Here is a 19,834-nt window from a genome sequence, read left to right as displayed (position 1 = left end):
CTTAGTTAGCGAAATCTACTCCAACTCATTTTTGCCCAAAAGTTAGCTATAAAACCTCCCCAAAAAACAAAAAAGGCGAACCAATCAGTTCGCCTTTGTCTCTTTAAATTCTACAAACAATTAATCTTCGTAGTTATCGATGCTTGGACACGACCAGATTAGGTTACGGTCGCCGTATACGTTATCTACACGGTTTACTATGCGCCAGTATTTCCACTATTTCTTTGATTTAGAAGGGCAGCCAAGCCTGAGCTATTAAGTTCGGCTTTTGCCTCCTAGCTAAATTGGATTAATGACGCCGTTTTTATCTGTACTCCAGTCGACCATGGCATTATGTTTACCAACCATTCTACTTATACTGCTTATAAAATGACTCTCGTCTGTATGGGTTTTATGGCTATAAATTAAGCCATAGAACTCATGGTTAAAAGCGTCGAGAGTTTTAATGCCATCGTCACTTGAAAAGGTGAAAGTACCACCTAAGTAAACTTGGTAGGATTCGGCCTCTTGTTCATTTGACACTGGTAGTTTAATGAAATTTGTTTCTTTTTGTGCGTTAGCAATATTTTTTGAATCAATTTGAAAGTGTTTTTGTTCTGATGAATGAAAGGAGCATAAAATTGTATGTCTTTATCTGTTCTTAGACTGAATTTAGTCCGCGTATGGGGTTAAGGAACGAGAGCACTTTGCTTAATTTATAACTCAAAGATTACTTGCGACTGGATGTGTCTTCGTCGCAGGGATGACAAAGACACATATATAGGCTTAATTAGAAGATACGTTTGAGTACGGGTGTTTTGCAGATAAGATAGCCAATCGCAAAAGAGCCGATCACCGATGGGGTTGCAATGACCACAAAGTTTATTAAGGGGATTTGGGTCATAAAGGACTTGTAAAAGTCTGCGGCAAAACCCATAGGAATATTCTGCACCACGTAAGCAGCAAAAGCCGTTCGGGTAAGTATCGAACTCCATTTTCCTTTGTCATTGAAAAGCATCTTGAAGCTGTACAGCAGAAACATCGACATCCCAATCACGGTCAATCCACGAGTTACCATCTCATCATTCAGGCCATAGTCTGACGCTATTGGAGAGACGAATGCGCACGCAATAATCCACATCAGGATCCCAGCAAAGGCGTGCTTAAACTCAAGCTTGTCGAGCCATTGGTACCTGTAAGCTTGAATGCCAAAGTAAAACATGCTGATATACATCGGGAAATATTTGAGAAGGTGAAACCCTAAGAAATTCGTACCCAGTGCTTCCATAAGATACAAGCCAAAGAAATTGACCGGAATTATCATCACGGCAAACAGCAAGATCTTCCAAAGTGCAGGAAAAGGCTTATCGACGTAGGCCTTTTGATTCCCGGCACCGACAATTTGGGACAATGCAAATACCGCACTAAACACAATCAAGGTCCAACAGAACCAGGTGACGCCTAAGTCAATCTTTGTGGTAAGGAAAAAGTCTTTAACATTCGATGTCGCAAACTCGATCGATAAAATTGGAAATATCACAAATAAGGTGACTAGCGTTGGGATCCCGAGTCGCTTGAGCTTATCTAACATAAACTTACCAGCTCCTTTGCGCTCAAAAGAGGGAAGCACGAAATAGGCTGAGATAAAGAAAAACAGTGACATGAAAAACGACTGATTAATCTTATTAAATTTACCTAGAATACTATACTGGTGCTGCATAATCTCATCGACATGGGGTAGGTTGTAACCCATAGGTTCTAGGCCAGCCGTGGAAGCACTGTGATGCACAATCACTAATACTGCCAACACCCACTTGATATTATCCAGATAGTCGTAACGCTTAATTTGCATGGAATTATTCATTGAGACTCCAATCTCTCTAACAAAGTACTACCGACGAAAACTAGGGTTATTCGGTACACGTGACATTTTTATTAAGTTGGTAATGGAAAAGCTTGTCATGGTCAGGTGTGGTTCATTAACACCGTGACATCGCCTTCATAAGTTCAATATGTTTGTTAATGTTTATAGTGTAAGGCAATGAAATGTCGGGATATATAAAGTAAGCTTTATACAAAACATTACTGATGGTTATGTATAGGCTTAAGAGTGAAACCAAATTTGGACTTGAATTTGCTGGTGGTTTTTTTAGAGGTGTATCGGCTTCGTTCCATCACATTAGCGTCGGAATCGCTAGGTTTAACGCAACCTGGGGTGAGTGCTGCTTTAAAGCGGTTGCAATCCCAGTTGGGTGCGCCTCTTTTTGTTAGAGAAGGGCGCGGAATTAGCCCAACACATGCTGCAATTAGACTAGCTAATGAAATTGAACCTGCGCTAACTTCGGTAGAGAGTGCGCTGGGCAATGTCGCGGATTTTGATGTCCAAAATCATCACACGTTTACGGTTTATGTAAATGAGATAATTATGCATATGGTCAGAAACAAAATTGAGCTCGACCCAACGATGGGTAACTGCAAAATTAATCTCCATATGACGCCCAATACAGAAGAAGAGTTGTTATCTCAGTTAAGTTTACACAAAGCAGATTTGGCCATCGATATTGGTTTGCGCAGTAATCCGTCTTTTGCTTATCAATCCTATATCGATGATGAAGTTGTTGTCGTATGTCGTAAAGATCATCCCCACATTCAACAGACAATCACTCAAGCGCAGTTCTATGCTGAAAAAATTATTTTTATGCAGAAGAGGCGAGTCGACTTACTCGAAATGAACTATTTCTCTGATGAACGTTTTCTGCCAAAAGATGTAGATTGTGAAACCGCATCTATTCTTTCAATATTATCGTTAGTGTCAGAGAGTGACGCCGTTGCTCCTGTAAGTCGACTGATGGCCAAAAAGTACGCCTCGTTGCTTAACTTACAAATTCTGCCGTTGCCGTTTTCATCCAAGCCTTTTCAACACGTTATGATGTGGCATAAGCGTGATGACCATAACTCAGCCAATCAATGGTTGAGAAGTAAACTTTGTGATGTCTTGCGACGTTGACGTTACATCAAAAGTTTTGCCTGACGTAAGATACAAAAAGACAATGCCATACAAAAAAGGCGAACCAATCGGTTCGCCTTTGTTTATTTAGATTCTACAAAAATCAATCTTCGTAGTTATCGATGCTTGGGCACGAGCAGATTAGGTTACGGTCGCCGTATACGTTATCTACGCGGTTTACTGTTGGCCAGTACTTCCAAGATTTGGTTGCTTTAGAAGGGAAGCAGCCAAGCTCACGAGAGTAAGGGCGATCCCATTCTTCTTTCGCTAGGTCAACTTGAGTGTGTGGCGCGTTAACAAGCGGGTTGTTATCTAGCGGCCATTCACCGTTCTTAACCTTTGTCATCTCTTCACGGATTGCGATCATCGCATCACAGAAGCGGTCTAGCTCTTCTAGGTCTTCCGATTCCGTTGGCTCAACCATTAGCGTGCCTGCTACAGGGAACGACATAGTTGGTGCGTGGAAACCGTAGTCCATTAGACGCTTCGCGATGTCTTCTTCGCTGATGCCTGTTTCTTCTTTTAGTGGGCGAATGTCGATAATACATTCGTGCGCTACACGGCCGTTTGAGCCACGGTAAAGAACAGGGTAGTGAGGGCGCAGTTGCTCCATCACGTAGTTCGCGTTCAGAATCGCTACTTTCGTTGCGTCTGTTAGACCAGCTTCGCCCATCATTGCGATGTAAGCCCAAGAGATAGGCAGGATAGACGCGCTACCCATGTCCGCTGCGGATACTGCGAAGTTTTCGCCGTCTGCACCGTTTTCAATGTGACCTGGTAGGAAAGGCGCTAGGTGAGATTTCACACCGATAGGACCCATGCCCGGACCGCCACCACCGTGTGGGATACAGAAGGTTTTGTGTAGGTTTAGGTGAGAAACGTCTGAGCCAATAAAGCCCGGCGTGGTTAGACCAACCTGTGCGTTCATATTTGCGCCGTCTAGGTAAACCTGACCGCCCGCAGCATGAACCATTTCACATACTTCTTTCACTTGCTCTTCGTATACGCCGTGCGTAGAAGGGTAAGTGATCATGATGCTTGATAGGTTGTCTTTGTGCTTTTCGATTTTCGCTGCTAGGTCAGTGACGTCGATGTTACCTTCTTCATCACACTTAACCACAACCACTTTCATTGACACCATAGACGCTGTCGCAGGGTTAGTACCGTGCGCAGAGCTTGGGATCAAACATACGTTGCGGTGACCTTCGCCACGGCTTTCGTGGTAGCGTTGAATCGCGATAAGACCTGCGTACTCACCAGACGCACCAGAGTTTGGTTGTAGTGAGAATGCGTCGTAGCCTGTGATTTCACATAGCTTCTCTTTAAGATCTTTTGCTAGTGCTGCGTAACCGGCTGCTTGTTCTGCTGGTGCGAACGGGTGGATCGAACCAAACTCAGGCCAAGTTACTGGAATCATCTCTGCTGCTGCGTTCAGCTTCATCGTACAGCTGCCAAGTGGGATCATGCCGTGCGTTAGCGAGAAGTCTTTGTTCTCTAGCTGTTTTAGGTAACGCATCATCTGTGTTTCGCTGTGGTGCGTGTTAAACACAGGGTGCGTTAGGTATTCTGTTGTGCGGCGCAGTGCTTCTGGAATCGCTGCAAACTCGTTGCCTGCGATTTCCGTTGATAGTGCTGCCACTTCTTCTTTCACGCCGAATACTGCGAATAGGGTTTCTACGTCTGCCACTGTTGTGGTTTCGTCGAAGCTTACACCTAGCTGAGTACCCAACTTACGTAGGTTGATGTCTGCGGCTAGTGCTTTCGCGTATAGGTCTTCAGTTTGCGCACCAGTATTGATGGTGATGGTGTCGAAGAAGCTGTTATGAGCAAGCTCGAAGCCGCCTTTCGTTAGGCCAGCAGCTAGGATAGCGGTCATGTGGTGCGTACGACGAGCAATTGTGCGTAGACCTTCTGCGCCGTGGTAAACCGCGTAGAAAGACGCCATGTTCGCTAGTAGAGCTTGAGCGGTACAGATGTTTGATGTCGCTTTTTCACGACGGATGTGCTGCTCACGCGTTTGCATTGCCATGCGCAGTGCTTGGTTGCCGTTGGTATCGATAGAAACACCGATAACACGACCTGGCATAGTACGCTTGTGCTTGTCACGTGTTGCCATGAAGGCTGCGTGTGGACCGCCGTAACCCATAGGAACGCCGAAACGTTGTGCCGAGCCGATTGCTACGTCTGCGCCCATTTCACCCGCAGGTTTCAGTAGGGCAGAAGCCAATAGGTCAGTCGCTACGGTTACTAGCGTTTTGTTTGCTTGTGCTTTTGCGATGATGTCCGATAGGTCACGAACTTCACCCGTTGTACTTGGGTATTGAACTAGTGCGCCGAATACGTCTTGTTCTGGCAGTGAATCTAGAGAACCAACTAGGACTTCAAAGCCGATGAATTTCGCACGAGTTTTTACTACTTCGATGGTTTGTGGGTGAACGTCGTCAGCAACGAAGAATACGTTACTCTTGCTCTTACCCGCACGCTTACAAAGTGTCATCGCTTCTGCGGCTGCCGTTGCTTCATCAAGCAATGACGCGTTTGCGATTTCCATACCAGTAAGATCCATCACCATTTGTTGGTAGTTTAGAAGTGATTCCAAACGACCTTGTGAGATCTCTGGTTGGTAAGGGGTGTAAGCGGTGTACCAGCCCGGGTTTTCCATCACGTTACGTAGGATTACGTTTGGCGTGAAGGTGTTGTAGTAACCCTGACCGATGAATGTACGTTTGATTTGGTTTTGATCAGCGAATTTACGCATTGCTGCCAGCATGTCTGCTTCGCTTTTTGCTTCTGCCAAGTTCATTGGCTGCTCTAGGCGAATTTGTGCTGGTACGGTTTCGTCGATAAGCGAATCTAGGCTAACTGCGTTGATCGCTTCCAACATTTTCTGTTGGTCAGATTTGTTTGGTCCGTTGTGGCGAGCAACGAACTCGTTTTGTGTGCTGAGGCTTTGAAGTAATTCAGTCATTGTCCTTTACCTACTCCTTGGTTCGGGTAACGGATGAACGCTACTGATAATCTAAATTATACGTCCGAACCTAGAAAAAAAGCTGCCCACTTGGTGTTAAGGGGACAGCTTTCGTCTCATCCTAATTACTCTTCTTCGATAGAGCTTAGGTATTCTTCCGCATCTTTTAAGTCTTCCAACTCAGATGGGTTTGAAAGCTTCACTTTCACAATCCAACCACCTTCGTATGGTTCTTCGTTGATTAGCTCTGGGCTGTCTTCTAGCTCTTCGTTGATTTCAACTACTTCACCTGTGATTGGTGAGTAGATGTCTGAAGCCGCTTTTACAGATTCCACCAAAGAAAAGCTTTCGCCTGCTTCGACTTCATCTTCCACGTCTGGTAGGTCAACGAATACCACGTCACCCAGCATTTCTTGAGCGTGCTCTGAAATACCGATAGTTACTGTGCCGTCACCGTTGTCACGTACCCACTCGTGGCTATCTGTAAACTTCAGTGTTTTGTCCATTGCTTAATCTCCAAATAACTTGTCAGGATAGTTTCTGATTTAATAAATCTTTTATTGGTAAAGAGGGTAGCGACTGCAAAGCTCTTTTACTTGCTTGCGTACGCGTTTTTCTACTTCTGCGTCACCTTCAGGGTTGTTCACCAAACCGTCCAGTACGTCACCAATCCAATTACCGATGAGTTTGAATTCTTCAGCGCCAAAGCCGCGGCTTGTACCCGCAGGCGTTCCTAAACGGATGCCCGATGTAATCATAGGCTTCTCTGTGTCGAATGGGATGCCATTTTTGTTACATGTGATGCCTGCACGCTCTAGTGCTTCTTCTGCTTTGTTACCTTTCAAGCCTTTAGGGCGAAGGTCAACCAGCATCAAGTGCGTGTCTGTACCACCAGTTACGATATCGCAACCGCGAGTTTGCAATACTTCTGCCATGACTTTTGCGTTGTTGATCACTGAATCAATATAAGTTTTGAATTCAGGACCGAGTGCCTCACCGAACGCCACTGCTTTAGACGCAATCACGTGCATCAGTGGGCCGCCTTGTAGACCTGGGAATACTGCTGAGTTGATTTTCTTAATGATGTCTTCGTGGTTGGTCAAAATCATACCGCCACGTGGGCCACGCAATGTTTTGTGCGTTGTAGTCGTAACAACGTGTGCGTAAGGAAGCGGGCTAGGGTGCGCGCCTGTTGCGATAAGACCGGCGATGTGTGCCATGTCGACCATAAGAATCGCGTTTACTTCGTCTGCGATTTCACGGAATTTTGCGAAGTCGATAGTACGTGGAATAGCACTACCACCTGCGATGATCATTTTAGGTTGGTGCTCAAGTGCCAGTTGGCGAACGTCTTCGTAGTTGATTTCTAGTGTTTCGCGGTCAACGCCATATTGAACTGCATTAAACCACTTGCCAGAAAGTGCAGGGCGCGCACCGTGTGTTAGGTGGCCACCTGCGTCTAGAGACATACCAAGAATGGTGTCGCCAGGTTGAAGTAGTGCCAGTTTTACTGCGCCGTTTGCTTGTGCGCCTGAGTGTGGTTGAACGTTTGCGTATTCACAATTGAAAAGTTTTTTCGCGCGTTCGATAGCAATGGCTTCCACTGTATCTACGTGCTCACAACCACCATAGTAACGGCGACCTGGGTAACCTTCAGCGTATTTGTTTGTTAGGCAGGTGCCTTGAGCTTGCATTACCGCTTTAGACACGATGTTCTCAGAAGCGATAAGTTCGATTTGTTCGTTTTGGCGAGCGAATTCTGCCTGAATTCCAGCAAAGACAGCGTCATCTGTCGCAGATAGGTTGGTAGAGAAAAAGTTTTCCAAGCTGTGGTTAGGGTAACTCTTGTTCATGGTAGTTGACCTTCCAAATCTTAAAATGAACCCGCACTAGAAATAGTTGTTTGATTGCGATGGTGGCTCATTTGTTCTCAAAACAGCTGAACTGCATAGCAGAACAGAGTGAACTTTCGGCCCGAATAAGTGGGCAAAACTCCGTTGGATTGTGGTTTCTCTTGTCCAATCTCTTACGGAAATGTGCATCTCTACATCTAACAAGTTGGTAACATAGCGCCTGCGGCACGAACAATCAACCAAAAATTTCCTATAGGAAACGAGATTTCTGATTTTGTTAACAAGAGCACGCTTTAATTAACTCGGTGGACTTTTATCCACTATAGGCTTCATGCACAATGCTAATAGGAAGGAATAAAGGATATTTACAGAGGGATTTATGGCAGAAAGTATTTACGATGAATACCCGTCAATGACGTTGGCGAAAGAGCAGCAAGACCAGAATATTGAACCGCTTAAGCTCGGTCAGCGCATTAAAGATATCCGCTCTAAACTTGGTATTACGTTAGAAGAGGCGAGCCAACGAACTGGCCTTGCGCGTTCTACGCTAAGTAAGATCGAGAATGAACAGATTTCTCCAACGTTTCAAGCGATGCAAAAATTAGCGCATGGCTTACAAATTGATATGCCGCAACTCTTTGAACCACCTAGAAAAAAAGTTGCGACAGGGCGCAGGGATGTAACCAAGAAAAAAGAGGGTAAACCACACCCAACCCAAACCTACGAGCATGAGTTGTTGGCGACTCAACTTTCCAATAAGAAAATGATGCCTTTTAAGAGCCAAATTCGCGCCCGTAGTTTTGACGAATACAAAGACTGGATTCGCCATGATGGGGAAGAGTTTTTACTCATCTTATCAGGTGAGGTGATGTTTTATTCTGAGTTCTATGAGCCTGTTGTATTAAGCGAAGGCGACAGTGTGTATTACGATGCGAACATGGGTCATATGTTGACCAGTGTGAGTGAGGAAGACGCGCACATTTTGTGGGTGACTGCCAAATAGTGATAAATAGTTGTAAATTTCCTATAGTAAAAGCAAACGATTGCTATCCGTTTTAAATGCGTTATGATGGCGCTCTGTTGATGATATCTCACTCAACAGAGCGCCTTTTTTGTGCGTTCTGTTGTGATTAAAATGTTAAAAGTCACACTTTTGAAAGTCGAGTGATGTCTTGTTCGTGCAAAATTGAATCAAGCGTGTTTATTATTGGAAACACAACGAATGCCGACAGCATCATCGGGTCTATCTAAATGGAGACGAAAATGACTCAAGAACTTCTGAAAACACCACTGCATGCACTTCACGTAGAAGTAGGCGCAAAGATGGTCCCGTTCGCGGGTTACGACATGCCAGTTCAATACCCACTAGGCGTAAAGAAAGAACACTTACACACTCGTGATGCAGCAGGTCTGTTCGATGTTTCTCACATGGGTCAACTTCGTTTGATTGGTGATGGTGCAGCAGCGTTCTTAGAGACACTGGTTCCGGTTGATATTGTTGACCTAGGTGCGGGCAAGCAACGTTATGCTTTCTTTACTAATGAGCAGGGCGGCATCATGGACGACTTGATGGTGGCTAACCTTGGCGATCATCTGTTTGTTGTTGTGAACGCAGCATGTAAAGAGCAAGACATTGCACACCTTCAGGCGCATCTTCCTTCTGGCATCGAGCTAGAGATCATTGATGACCGCGCACTGCTAGCGATTCAAGGCCCTAAAGCGGCAGAAGTACTAGCGCGTTTCGCACCAGAAGTAGCAGAGATGCTGTTTATGGATGTTCGCAAAGTTGAACTACTAGGCGTTGAGTGCATTGTTTCTCGCAGTGGTTACACAGGTGAAGACGGTTACGAAATCTCTGTTCCTGCGGACAAAGCAGAAGAGCTTGCTCGTAAACTCACAGGTGAAGAAGAAGTAGAGTGGATTGGCCTTGGTGCTCGTGACTCACTTCGTCTTGAATGTGGTCTGTGTCTGTACGGTCATGACTTAGACACAACAACAACGCCTGTTGAAGCAAGCCTATTATGGGGCATCCAAAAAGTACGTCGCGCTGATGGCGAACGTGCAGGTGGCTTCCCTGGTGCTGACATCATTCTTAAGCAGATCGAAACGAAAGACGTTGCACGTAAGCGTATTGGCTTGGTTGGTCAAACCAAGGCGCCAGTTCGTGAAGGCGCTGAGCTGTACGATGCAGATGGCAACAAGATTGGCGTGGTAACCAGTGGTACAGCAGGCCCTAATGCAGGTAAGCCAGTATCAATGGGCTATGTACGTGCAGATCTAGCGGCTATCGGTACAGAGCTGTTTGCAGAAGTACGCGGTAAGATGCTACCAATGACGGTAGAAAAAATGCCGTTCGTACCACAACGCTACTACCGTGGTTAATTAAAGCTCGTCATTCCAGCGAGCCAAAGCGAGACTAGGAATCTACCTCCCACGCGCTGTTTAACTGCAGTGACGCGTTTAGGAATAAGTAACTATGAAGTAGGTTCCATTCGTTTCCTCTCTGAAATGATAAGTACAAACAAAAATGCCGAGCAATGTGCTCGGCATTTTTTATGTTCTTTTGAAATCTCAACTTATGCGGTGAGCTCTTCGATAGGGCAACACATTTCAATCACAACTTCACTCAGTTTGCTTGGATGAATCATGTCTTCTTTCTTAACGCTGAACTGGTTTGCCATGATGGTGTTGAACAATTCCCAATGGTTAATCAGCATCTTATCGCGGTTGCCTGCATCTTCTGGCCACGTTTCTTGCATCATAGGCGCTAAGCTAATTGCACCATGTGCAAACACCAGCATCTGCCATTTTGATTCCCACTGGTCAATCTGGTGCTCCGGGTATTCCACGTTGTAGTCTGCAAACAGCTCAGTAAAGATCGCCGCGAACTCGTCTTTGGATCTCAGGAAGTACTGCAGTAGTGCATCATCACCTTGGCGAATTGCATCCGCAATCATTTGGATTGGATGCGGATTCATGAGGGCAAATGCCAACATTCTTACCATGAACAGGTAGATTTTTTGATTAGATGGGGTGTTTGCTGGCATTTCGCTTACCAGCTGTGCCATGTAGCCTTGCATGAATTCATCCATGGCATCACTGACGGCTTGCCAGATTTTCTCTTTGCTGCCGAAGTGGTGGCGAATCAAACTATGAGACACACCAGCTTTCTCACTGATGTTTCGAAGCGAGACACGTTCGTACCCTAACTCACAGAACATATCTGCCGCGACTCTTAGAATCAGGCACTTAGTTTGCTCAGCGGCTTCAGCACTTCTACGGCCTTGCTTTCTTTCTGTCATAGTTCGAATTTTCCCGAATATTAATCAACGCGCCTATTTTTACCAGAAACCGGACAGTTTGCCTAATTATTTTATTATCCACGTGGAAAATATGTTGATCATTTTTTCGTTATACATATACTGCACACCTGTGTAGTAAATATAAAGTCGATGGAGAAAGCCAGTGCGAAAACAATACTTAAAGCGCACATTTGTCGGAGCAGCGGTGGCATTGAGCCTCGCCACGATGCTGACAGGGTGTAACAAAGCCGTATCAGAACCGTCTGAGCCATTAATCAAACCTGTAAAATTACTTGCTGTTAATGATCTGACTGTTGCCGATTCCGATGCATTCCTTGCACGAATAGATGCAACGTACAGAGCCCAACTTTCATTTCAGGTAGGTGGCGAAATTGAGAAGTTGATCGTGAGAATGGGTGAAGAGGTAAAGCAGGGTGATGTACTCGCAACGCTAGACCCAAAAGACTTGCAGTTAGCTCTTGATGCATCACAAGCGCAGTACGCATTAGCGAAAACCCAATGGGAACGCTCGAAAAGCTTGTACAACAAGAAGCTGATCAGTACAGACAGTTACGACCAACAAGAAACGCAATACAAAGCGGCACTGGCAAACTTAGAGCAAGCGAAAACCGATTTAAGCTACACCGAGATTCATGCGCCGTTTGATGGTGTGGTGTCTTATACCTATGTGAAGCCATACCAAGTGGTTGCTGCTAAGCAAGAAATCCTAAACCTAATTGACAACACCACTTTGGATGTGTCGTTTACTTTGCCTGTGACTTACGCCGAAGCGGTGTCATTGAACTCACTTAAAGACGCAGAGATGTGGGTGACGATGGACAGCGAACCAAACAACCGCATCCAAGGCAAATTCAAAGAAATCTCTACTCAACCCAATGCCGATACCAACAGCTACGAAGCGATCGTGACAATTACTCGTCCTTCTGCTCGTAACTTGCTAACGGGCATGACAGGCCAAGTGCACATTGCTAAGCAAAACGTATCGAACGCGATGATGCTGCCAAATGCGGCTTGGGTATCGAAAGACGCCGCTCATGGTGAGGTTTGGGTAATGGACAACGATACACAGCAAGTGAATAAAGTGACCTTGTCACTAAATGCGAACGGTGCTGTGGAGTCGGGTTTGGATAAGAATGATTACGTTGTTATTGCAGGTGTTGAACGCCTAGTGGAAGGCCAAGTAGTGAAAGCTTGGGTTCGTGAGGAAGGTATCTAATGAAACGTTCATTATTCACAGTATCGGCTATCGCACTGGCAGTACTCACCGGTTGTAACAGCACAGACGAAGTGACCGCAGAGCAACCTTTGTATGTCTCTACGGTTGCTGTTGATGTTCCAGTAAAAAGCCAATACCGCACATTCAAAGGCCAAGTCGTGCCAGCGGAACAAACGCCAATTGCATTCCGTCGCGCAGGCGAAGTTCAGCATGTGCTAGTCAAAGCAGGTGACACGGTTAAAGAAGGCCAGATGATCGCTAAGCTAGACGACAGTAAAGAGAAGCAAGCAGTAAACGATGCAGAAGCACAATACACGCTTGCGATTCGTCAGCTTAAACGTGGTGAAGAGCTGCATAACCGCCAAATGATTTCAAAAGCGGAATTGGATGAGCTAACGGCAAACAAAGAGCTGGCGGAAGCAAACTTCTACAACGCGACAAACCAATTGAACTACACACGTTTGTTTGCACCGTTTGCGGGCAAGGTTTCTGATGTATTCAAAGAACGTTTTGAGCGTGTTGCGATTGGCGAGCCAGTTCTCAACCTGTACCAAAGCGACAAAGTTTACGTTCGTATCGAACTGTCAGACAACGTGCTTGCAATGGTAAACCCAAATACACAAAGCATGAGCTACCAACCCCAAGCAACGTTCTCGGGTGACGCGAAATCTTATGCGTTGGATTATTTGGAGCACACCAGTGAGCCAAATGCTCAAACGCAAACTTACCAAATGTATTTAACCATGCCACAACCTGAGGAAGAGATTCTGCCGGGTACCAGCGTAAGCGTTGCAGTAGACATGGTGGCAGCGGGCATTACTTCGATTGATGGCTACAACATCCCAATGACTGCATTACAAGCGGGCAATCAAGATGGTGAGTTTTTTGTTTGGAAATTAAATGGTGACGCCGTCACTAAAGTGGAAGTAACCATCGACCAAGTTAATGGCGAAGGTGCGATTGTGTCATCAGGTGTTGCTCAAGGCGATGTATTAGTGAATTCCAGCTTACGCAAACTGCGCGAAGGTAAGCATGTGGATGTGGTGGAGAAACAACAATAATGAGCATTGCTGAATACTCAATTAAGAACAAAGTCATCAGCTGGCTGTTCATCGTTATTCTAGCGATCGGCGGTGTGACGTCGTTCCTAGAACTTGGTCGATTGGAAGACCCGGCATTTACCATCAAAGATGCGATGGTGATTGCGACTTATCCTGGTGCAACCTCTAAAGAAGTAGAAGAAGAGCTGACGTATCCGCTTGAGAAAGAGATTCGTAAGCTGCCTTATATCGATAAGATTACGTCGACGTCCTCAAGTGGTATGTCACAGATTATGGTGAGCATGAAGATGGACTACGGTCCGGATGAATTGCCGCAAATCTGGGATGAAATGCGCCGTAAAATCAACGATCTGCAACCAACTTTGCCGCAAGGCGTTCAATCTCTGCAAATCATTGATGACTTTGGTGACGTGTACGGTGTAATGCTGATGCTAACGGGTGACGACTACGATTATGTAGAACTGAAACGTTACGCAGACCAGCTTACGCGCGAACTCGAACTGATCGATGGCGTGGGTAAAGTTGACATCGCTGGCGACCAACAAGAGATGCTGTTTGTTGAGATTTCATTGGACCGCTTGGCGGCTCTGAACCTCGACATGAACGTGATTTCTGGCTTGTTGAACCAACAGAACAATGTGGTTTCTGCAGGTGAGGTAATGGTAAACGGCGAGAGCCTCATTATTCGCCCAAGCGGTACGTTAAACACCGTAGAAGCCCTAGAAAACCTGATTATTCATGGTCGCGATACGGGTAACCTGATTCGCTTGAAAGACGTTGCAACCATCAGTCGTGGCATTCAAGAAAAGCCGGGCAATGTGCTGCTGTATAACGGTAAGAAAGCAATCAACATTGGTATTTCGTTTGCGTCTGGCGTAAACGTAGTAGAAGTCGGTCAACGTATTGAAGCTGAACTGGCGAATCTTGAGACCATCAAGCCGGCTGGTTTGGATATGAACTACTTCTACAACCAATCGCAAGAAGTAGACGATTCAGTTAAAGCGTTTGTTATTAGCTTGGCAGAAGCGGTTGCTATCGTAATCATCGTACTGCTGTTCACTATGGGCTTACGCAGTGGCGTGATCATCGGTTTGGTGCTGTTGCTGACGGTATTCGGTACCTTCATCTTGATGAACTACAACAACATTGAGCTGCACCGTATCTCACTTGGTGCGTTGATCATTGCGCTCGGTATGCTGGTGGATAATGCCATCGTGGTGGTCGAGGGGATATTGGTTGGCCTTAAGAAAGGACGAACCAAGGTTCAAGCCGCTACAGACATTGTGAAACAAACTCAGTGGCCGCTGCTTGGTGCGACAGTCATTGCTATTACCGCGTTTGCACCTATCGGTCTGTCACAAGATGCGACTGGTGAGTTCATGGGCTCTCTGTTCTGGGTATTGTGTTTCTCACTATTTCTAAGCTGGGTAACTGCGATTACTTTGACGCCATTCCTTGCAGACCTTCTGCTAAAAGAAGAAGACAAAAATACACAAGCAGAAGACGAAGATCCGTACAAAGGTTGGTTGTTTGTCGCGTTTGGTGCGTCTCTTAAATTTGCGTTGCGTTTCCGTTGGTTAACGGTAGCAGGCATGGTGGCATTGCTCGTTGGTGCTGTGGTTGCGTTTGGTAGTGTGAAGCAACAGTTCTTCCCGCCATCAAACACGCCGATGTTCTACGTTGATATGTGGATGCCAGAAGGCACAGACATTCGCGAGACCATCAAGAAAGCGGAAGAAGTAGAAAGCTACATTCGTACACAAGATGATGTCGATTTTGTTTCAGCTTCGATTGGTCAAGGCTTGCAGCGTTTCGCTCTGACTTACCAACCAGAGAAAAGTTACGAAGCTTACGCGCAGTTCCAAGTTCGTACGACAGATCGTGAGAACATGTTTGAACTGCTGCATAAGTTGGATGACAACCTAGCGAAGACGTTTGATAAACCCACGTTCCAGTTCAAGTTGATGGAATTCGGCCCGTCGCCGGCGTCTAAGATTGAAGCGCGTATTACTGGCCCAGATCCACAAGTGCTTCGTGATCTCGCGGTGCAAGTAGAAGACATTCTTCATACTGACCCAGGTGCTCGTAACATTCGTCACGACTGGCGTGAGCGCACTAAAGAGCTCGTACCGGTATTCAACGAATCAAAAGCGCGTCGCTTGGGCATCTCGAAAGAAGATCTTTCAAGCACGTTACAAATGGCGTTTGGGGGTAGCACGCTTGGTTTCCTTCGTGATGGTACAGATACACTACCTATCATGACGCGTTTACCAGAAGAAGAGCGTGTAGATTTCGAATCACTGCAAAACGTGAATATTTGGAGTCCATCGTTACAATCTTATATCCCAGTTGATCAAGTGATCGATGGTGTGAAGCTGGCTTGGGATGAGCCGTTAATTCAGCGTCGTGACCGTAAGCGTACTCTAACGGTATTGGCTGACCATGATGTGCTTAGTGACGATACACCCGCAAGTTTATTCTCTCGCATTGAGCCTAAAGTGATGGCTTTGCACCTTCCTGAAGGCTATGAAATCACGTGGGGCGGCGAATACGAATCATCGAAAGATGCACAAGAAGGTCTGTTTGGCTCATTGCCAATGGGTTATTTGTTGATGTTCATCATTACGATGCTTCTGTTTAACTCACTGAAGAAGCCATTGGTTATTTGGTTCACTGTACCGCTGTCTATCATTGGTGTGGCATTTGGTCTTCTGACGACAAACATGCCTTTTAGCTTTACTGCGTTCCTAGGCTTATTGAGCTTGAGCGGTATGATTCTGAAAAACGGTATCGTACTTCTTGACCAGATTAACCTAGAGCTAGCATCAGGTAAGGATCCTTACTTAGCGATTGTCGACAGTGCGATCAGCCGTGTTCGTCCAGTGAGTATGGCGGCATTGACGACGATTCTGGGAATGATTCCTCTGGTATCAGATGCGTTCTTCGGCTCAATGGCGATTACGATTATGGCAGGCCTTGGTTTTGCTACAGTTTTGACTCTGATTGTTGTACCAGTCATGTTTGCAATTCTGTTTAAGATCAAACCAACCACTGCATAAGGGACTTCCTGGCTTTTATTATTGTCAGATTCCTGCCTAGCCCTGGGGACTTTCCTCAGGGCTTTTTTGATCGGGGAGAGTCAAGATACGAGAGGGAAAAGAGAATAGAAGTGAGAAGCAAAAGAGAGAAGAAGAGAGGCTGGAGAAAAAGATAAGGGCGAAAAGGAAGGCTGGTGGTTTGGTATACACCTTACTGATTTTTATGATTTTCTTACAAGCGATTGATAAATCTTGCGTATACTAAAGAAACATCATCAATAAAAGAGCGAACGCAAATGAACAATCGCGGATTACATGGACTCTTCCTTTTAGGTTCACTAACGCTAATTGGCTGTTCTTCCACAGACGGCATTTCTACTGATAATACAGATTCTCAAGTTCCTGTAGAGCTAAAAAGTGCAGATGCAGCGACCATCGCAACGTGGATTGACCAAAGTATTCTGATGCCACAGGGTCTTTCTTTAGAAACGGACAAAATTCGTTATGTTACGGGATCTGCTGATTTGAACAGTGATGGTACAGCAGAACATTTGGTGTTGTTCCAAGACCGTTTCTTCTGCGGAAGTGGTGGCTGCACGGCATATATGTTCGATAACAACGGTAAAGTGCTGAACCGCATGTCGGTAACAAGAACACCGATTGCACTAATAGACAGCTACAGCAACGGTTGGCAAGACTTTGTTGTGTGGAGTAATGGTGCTTATCGTCAGATGAGTTACAACGGTGAATCTTACCCAAGTAACCCGTCAGTAGAACCTAAAATCGACCACAACACTCAAGTTCAGACAGCGACAGCGTATGTGATGGCGACAGAGTTATACCAGCAAGATGGTTACGATATTATGCCCGTCGATGACAAAGAGATTTGGACGCCGGCCAACGTGTATCACTTCACCTTTAAACACCATGGTGATCCGCAAAATGTTTACAACGCGATGGTGAACTTGAACAGCGGTGACGTGGATATCGAATCTGAACCGATGCAATAAATCGGCACGTTATACAAGAAAGGGCGAACGCTTATCGTAAGCGTTCGCCCTTTGTACTTTCTATGTGTCCGCGTTTGTTTTTTTATTAAAACTTATAAGTTGCACCCGCATAGAAAGAGCCGACCTGAATGTTGGTGTCCCAGTTCGAGCCTTTCGAGCCGACATTGAAGTGGTCCATCTCATACGCTGCTCGGAAAGTGATGTTGTTAAACTGATGCGGCGTGTATTCAAGGCCGGCCCCTACGCGAAGTAGCAACTCGTTTTCGTCGTCACCGAGAAATTCAGGCACATCCACCGAAATGTAGCCCAAACCTAGCGTCGCGAATGGTCGTAAACCATTGTCGAATGTGTAGCCAATGTTTGCGGCAACAGACGCACTATTTACGTTGAGATCAAAAGGCGTGTTCTTCACTTTGATATCACCGTAGTCAGTGTATTGAGCTTCTATACCGACGATACGATTGAACTGATAACCGCCAATAATTTTAAAAGTTGTGCCATCAGCATCCAAATGTGTAAACGGACTATCATCACTGTATGTGGTGTTACCCATACCCCCGCCCAGATAAAACCCTGATACATCCTGTGAGCTATTTGCATGAGCCTGAATGCTAGCAAGTACGGCGATAAGGGTGGCTGCTTTTTTCATTGTTATTTACCTCTGTATTACTGTCTGTATTGTTGTGTTTAAAACAGTGTTCATTATCTAAATGAGGCGCTGAAAAACTAAACAAAAAGTAAACAAAAACCAAATAATTCCTATTGATTTAGTGACTTAGGCAATTGTGTGTTTTTTGTGTGCTCGGAAGGTATGCAGAGTTAAAAATTGATGTTTGAATCCTTCATTACTAAAAACTGAGTGCTGCATTATGGTGTGATGAAGATGACTTGGTTTTTAGAATGGTTCGGCAAACCTGACCTATAATTCAAGGAGTTGAGAAAGCAGTGAGCCTGTATGCATAGAATCTATTTCGCCAATTTGGTCCTCGATCCGACGACAAGGACATTGTCCAATTCACACGGTAATGATGTTCCTCTAAGGCCACTTCCATACCAAGTGCTGAACTTGATGCTTGAAAAGCAGGGCGTACATGTAACTCGCGAAGAGTTGTTCGAAATCTGTTGGGATGGTTCAGTTGTTACCGATCAAGCATTGACCAATGTCATTTCCGGTTTAAGAAAGAAACTTGTTCAGTTGAAGGCGCATGGTGTACAGATAAAAACGGTAAGTAAAATTGGCTATTTACTGGAAGTTGATGCGGATGTTAAACCCATCAAACAGAAAGTTGAGATACCGGAACTCCAAACGTTCGAAATTGATGATGTTGAGCATCAAGTCAAAGCAGCGCCCAAGCAAGAAGCTGAATCGCGAGACAAGGCATTTAGCTTAACCCCAATACTGATGACGGCTTTCTTGCTTTTTGCGATTGTCTCTGTGCTTTATTTTCGTCCGTTTGTGCCACATCCTGATTTTCTTGATGATTCGGATTACCAACACTTTTCTGTGTCAGAAACGGACTTCTACTTTTACGATCAAAATCATGACGAGTTAGATCTTTCGGCTTTGGCAAAGAGCCTCAACGATGAGGTATTTCCGGTGTGTCCGGCCATCGTATATTTGCGTGTGTCTGAATCGGCTTATCAAGAAGGGGCGCATACTTTACGTGCGTTTGCTTTCGCCAAAAACAGTAATAAGAACGTCAACTACATTAAGTTTTCTCTCGATATCGACACCTTGAAAGAAACGGTCTTAGAGAGCATGAACAGGGCGGACGCAATATGCAGATAAACAAACTCCTCGTACTCAATATTGCATTGGCAACGGGCCTAGTGGGCGTGATTGTTCACCAAAAGTATTTCCAATCCGACGAAATAACAGGTTCGCGCTGGGCGTGTGCAATGTTTGAAGAAGACTTTATTACCAGAGGTTACCGACGTTATGAAAACATCAGTGACCGTTCTGTCGTGGTGTTTAGCTCGGATAGGGACATGTACATTTTCCAGAAAGGAACGTTGTTGACGAAAAAGGGCGAAAGAAAAGAATATGAACTGGTTTACAACGCTAAGTATCAAGTGGAGGGACATGCGCTGACGGTGGATTATCAGAAAGTCAGTTGGAATGAACAGCCAACGGAGAGTGAGGTTTTCGTCAGAGACATGAACTCTTACGTACGCACCAAAACGGACTTCATTTACAAAGTGGAAGACGAACGCTTGTTCTTTTTCAATCAGAGCGAAACGGAAGAGAGTAACTTTGTCTGCTATCGGATTTAGCGCCCGTTAGACTCCGATTATCGCTCAATAAAAAACACCTCCCAATGCCGAAGCGAGAAGGAGGTGTCGAATGCCAAATCGAGGGAGGCATTGTAATTAGATACG

General features: G+C 45.3%; 15 protein-coding genes. 9 read left to right on the top strand and 6 right to left on the bottom strand.

Annotation, left to right across the window (positions count from 1 at the left end):
* Positions 1-769: 769 nt before the first annotated feature.
* Entirely contained in the window at positions 770-1,843 is a 1,074-nt protein-coding gene (locus C1S73_RS24040) for an acyltransferase family protein (RefSeq protein WP_038870880.1), read from the bottom strand.
* A 246-nt stretch (positions 1,844-2,089) separates the two neighbouring features.
* On the opposite strand from C1S73_RS24040, the gene C1S73_RS24035 reads away from it, so the two are divergent.
* Positions 2,090-2,986, top strand: a complete 897-nt coding sequence (locus C1S73_RS24035) for a LysR family transcriptional regulator (RefSeq protein ID WP_038870879.1) — start codon at positions 2,090-2,092, stop codon at positions 2,984-2,986.
* Positions 2,987-3,089: 103 nt separating this feature from the next.
* Here C1S73_RS24035 and gcvP read toward each other — a convergent pair whose 3' ends face one another.
* The 3 genes from gcvP to C1S73_RS24020 all read right to left on the bottom strand — a co-directional run bounded on the left by gcvP (position 3,090) and on the right by C1S73_RS24020 (position 7,807).
* On the bottom strand, positions 3,090-5,954 hold the full coding sequence (gene gcvP, locus C1S73_RS24030; protein WP_038870877.1) for an aminomethyl-transferring glycine dehydrogenase: 2,865 nt from the start codon (positions 5,952-5,954) through the stop codon (positions 3,090-3,092).
* 125 nt (positions 5,955-6,079) lie between these two features.
* Complete coding sequence (gene gcvH, locus C1S73_RS24025) at positions 6,080-6,460, bottom strand: glycine cleavage system protein GcvH (protein ID WP_038870875.1); 381 nt, start codon at positions 6,458-6,460, stop codon at positions 6,080-6,082.
* 51 nt (positions 6,461-6,511) lie between these two features.
* Positions 6,512-7,807, bottom strand: a complete 1,296-nt coding sequence (locus tag C1S73_RS24020; protein WP_038870873.1) for a serine hydroxymethyltransferase — start codon at positions 7,805-7,807, stop codon at positions 6,512-6,514.
* Between the two features lie 379 nt (positions 7,808-8,186).
* On the opposite strand from C1S73_RS24020, the gene C1S73_RS24015 reads away from it, so the two are divergent.
* Together C1S73_RS24015 and gcvT are read left to right on the top strand one after the other, a co-directional pair.
* On the top strand, positions 8,187-8,810 hold the full coding sequence (locus C1S73_RS24015) for a helix-turn-helix domain-containing protein (RefSeq protein WP_038870871.1): 624 nt from the start codon (positions 8,187-8,189) through the stop codon (positions 8,808-8,810).
* Positions 8,811-9,070: 260 nt separating this feature from the next.
* Complete coding sequence (gcvT, locus tag C1S73_RS24010; protein WP_038870869.1) at positions 9,071-10,189, top strand: glycine cleavage system aminomethyltransferase GcvT; 1,119 nt, start codon at positions 9,071-9,073, stop codon at positions 10,187-10,189.
* 194 nt (positions 10,190-10,383) lie between these two features.
* Here the strand turns inward: gcvT and C1S73_RS24005 are convergent, their stop codons facing one another.
* Positions 10,384-11,109: a TetR/AcrR family transcriptional regulator gene (locus C1S73_RS24005; RefSeq protein WP_038870867.1), complete on the bottom strand. Its 726-nt coding sequence runs from the start codon at positions 11,107-11,109 to the stop codon at positions 10,384-10,386.
* 163 nt (positions 11,110-11,272) lie between these two features.
* Here C1S73_RS24005 and C1S73_RS24000 point away from each other — a divergent pair, with 163 nt between their 5' ends.
* The 4 genes from C1S73_RS24000 to C1S73_RS23985 all read left to right on the top strand — a co-directional run bounded on the left by C1S73_RS24000 (position 11,273) and on the right by C1S73_RS23985 (position 17,455).
* Complete coding sequence (locus C1S73_RS24000) at positions 11,273-12,346, top strand: efflux RND transporter periplasmic adaptor subunit (protein WP_038870866.1); 1,074 nt, start codon at positions 11,273-11,275, stop codon at positions 12,344-12,346.
* Complete coding sequence (locus tag C1S73_RS23995) at positions 12,346-13,407, top strand: efflux RND transporter periplasmic adaptor subunit (RefSeq protein ID WP_005441949.1); 1,062 nt, start codon at positions 12,346-12,348, stop codon at positions 13,405-13,407. The genes C1S73_RS24000 and C1S73_RS23995 overlap by 1 nt, the downstream gene beginning before the upstream one ends.
* Positions 13,407-16,466 carry an efflux RND transporter permease subunit gene (locus C1S73_RS23990; protein WP_038870863.1) on the top strand — a complete coding sequence of 1,020 codons (3,060 nt, stop codon included), beginning with the start codon at positions 13,407-13,409 and terminating at the stop codon, positions 16,464-16,466. The genes C1S73_RS23995 and C1S73_RS23990 overlap by 1 nt, the downstream gene beginning before the upstream one ends.
* A gap of 275 nt (positions 16,467-16,741) precedes the next feature.
* Positions 16,742-17,455 (top strand): hypothetical protein, encoded by a 714-nt coding sequence (locus C1S73_RS23985; RefSeq protein WP_038870862.1) that lies wholly within the window; start codon positions 16,742-16,744, stop codon positions 17,453-17,455.
* Positions 17,456-17,540: 85 nt separating this feature from the next.
* Here the strand turns inward: C1S73_RS23985 and C1S73_RS23980 are convergent, their stop codons facing one another.
* The gene (locus C1S73_RS23980; RefSeq protein ID WP_038870860.1) at positions 17,541-18,104 is read right to left on the bottom strand and encodes a porin family protein; all 564 of its coding nucleotides are present in this window, start codon (positions 18,102-18,104) and stop codon (positions 17,541-17,543) included.
* Between the two features lie 306 nt (positions 18,105-18,410).
* Here C1S73_RS23980 and C1S73_RS23975 point away from each other — a divergent pair, with 306 nt between their 5' ends.
* Positions 18,411-19,244 carry a transcriptional regulator gene (locus C1S73_RS23975; RefSeq protein ID WP_038870859.1) on the top strand — a complete coding sequence of 278 codons (834 nt, stop codon included), beginning with the start codon at positions 18,411-18,413 and terminating at the stop codon, positions 19,242-19,244.
* The gene (locus C1S73_RS23970; protein ID WP_038870857.1) at positions 19,235-19,729 is read left to right on the top strand and encodes a hypothetical protein; all 495 of its coding nucleotides are present in this window, start codon (positions 19,235-19,237) and stop codon (positions 19,727-19,729) included. The genes C1S73_RS23975 and C1S73_RS23970 overlap by 10 nt, the downstream gene beginning before the upstream one ends.
* The last annotated feature ends 105 nt before the right edge of the window (positions 19,730-19,834 follow it).

The sequence above is a fragment of the Vibrio jasicida 090810c genome (assembly GCF_002887615.1).
In the GTDB taxonomy this organism is placed as follows: domain Bacteria; phylum Pseudomonadota; class Gammaproteobacteria; order Enterobacterales; family Vibrionaceae; genus Vibrio; species Vibrio jasicida.
The sequence above is the reverse complement of the archived record's forward strand: the minus strand, read 5'-3'. Positions and strand labels throughout refer to the sequence as shown.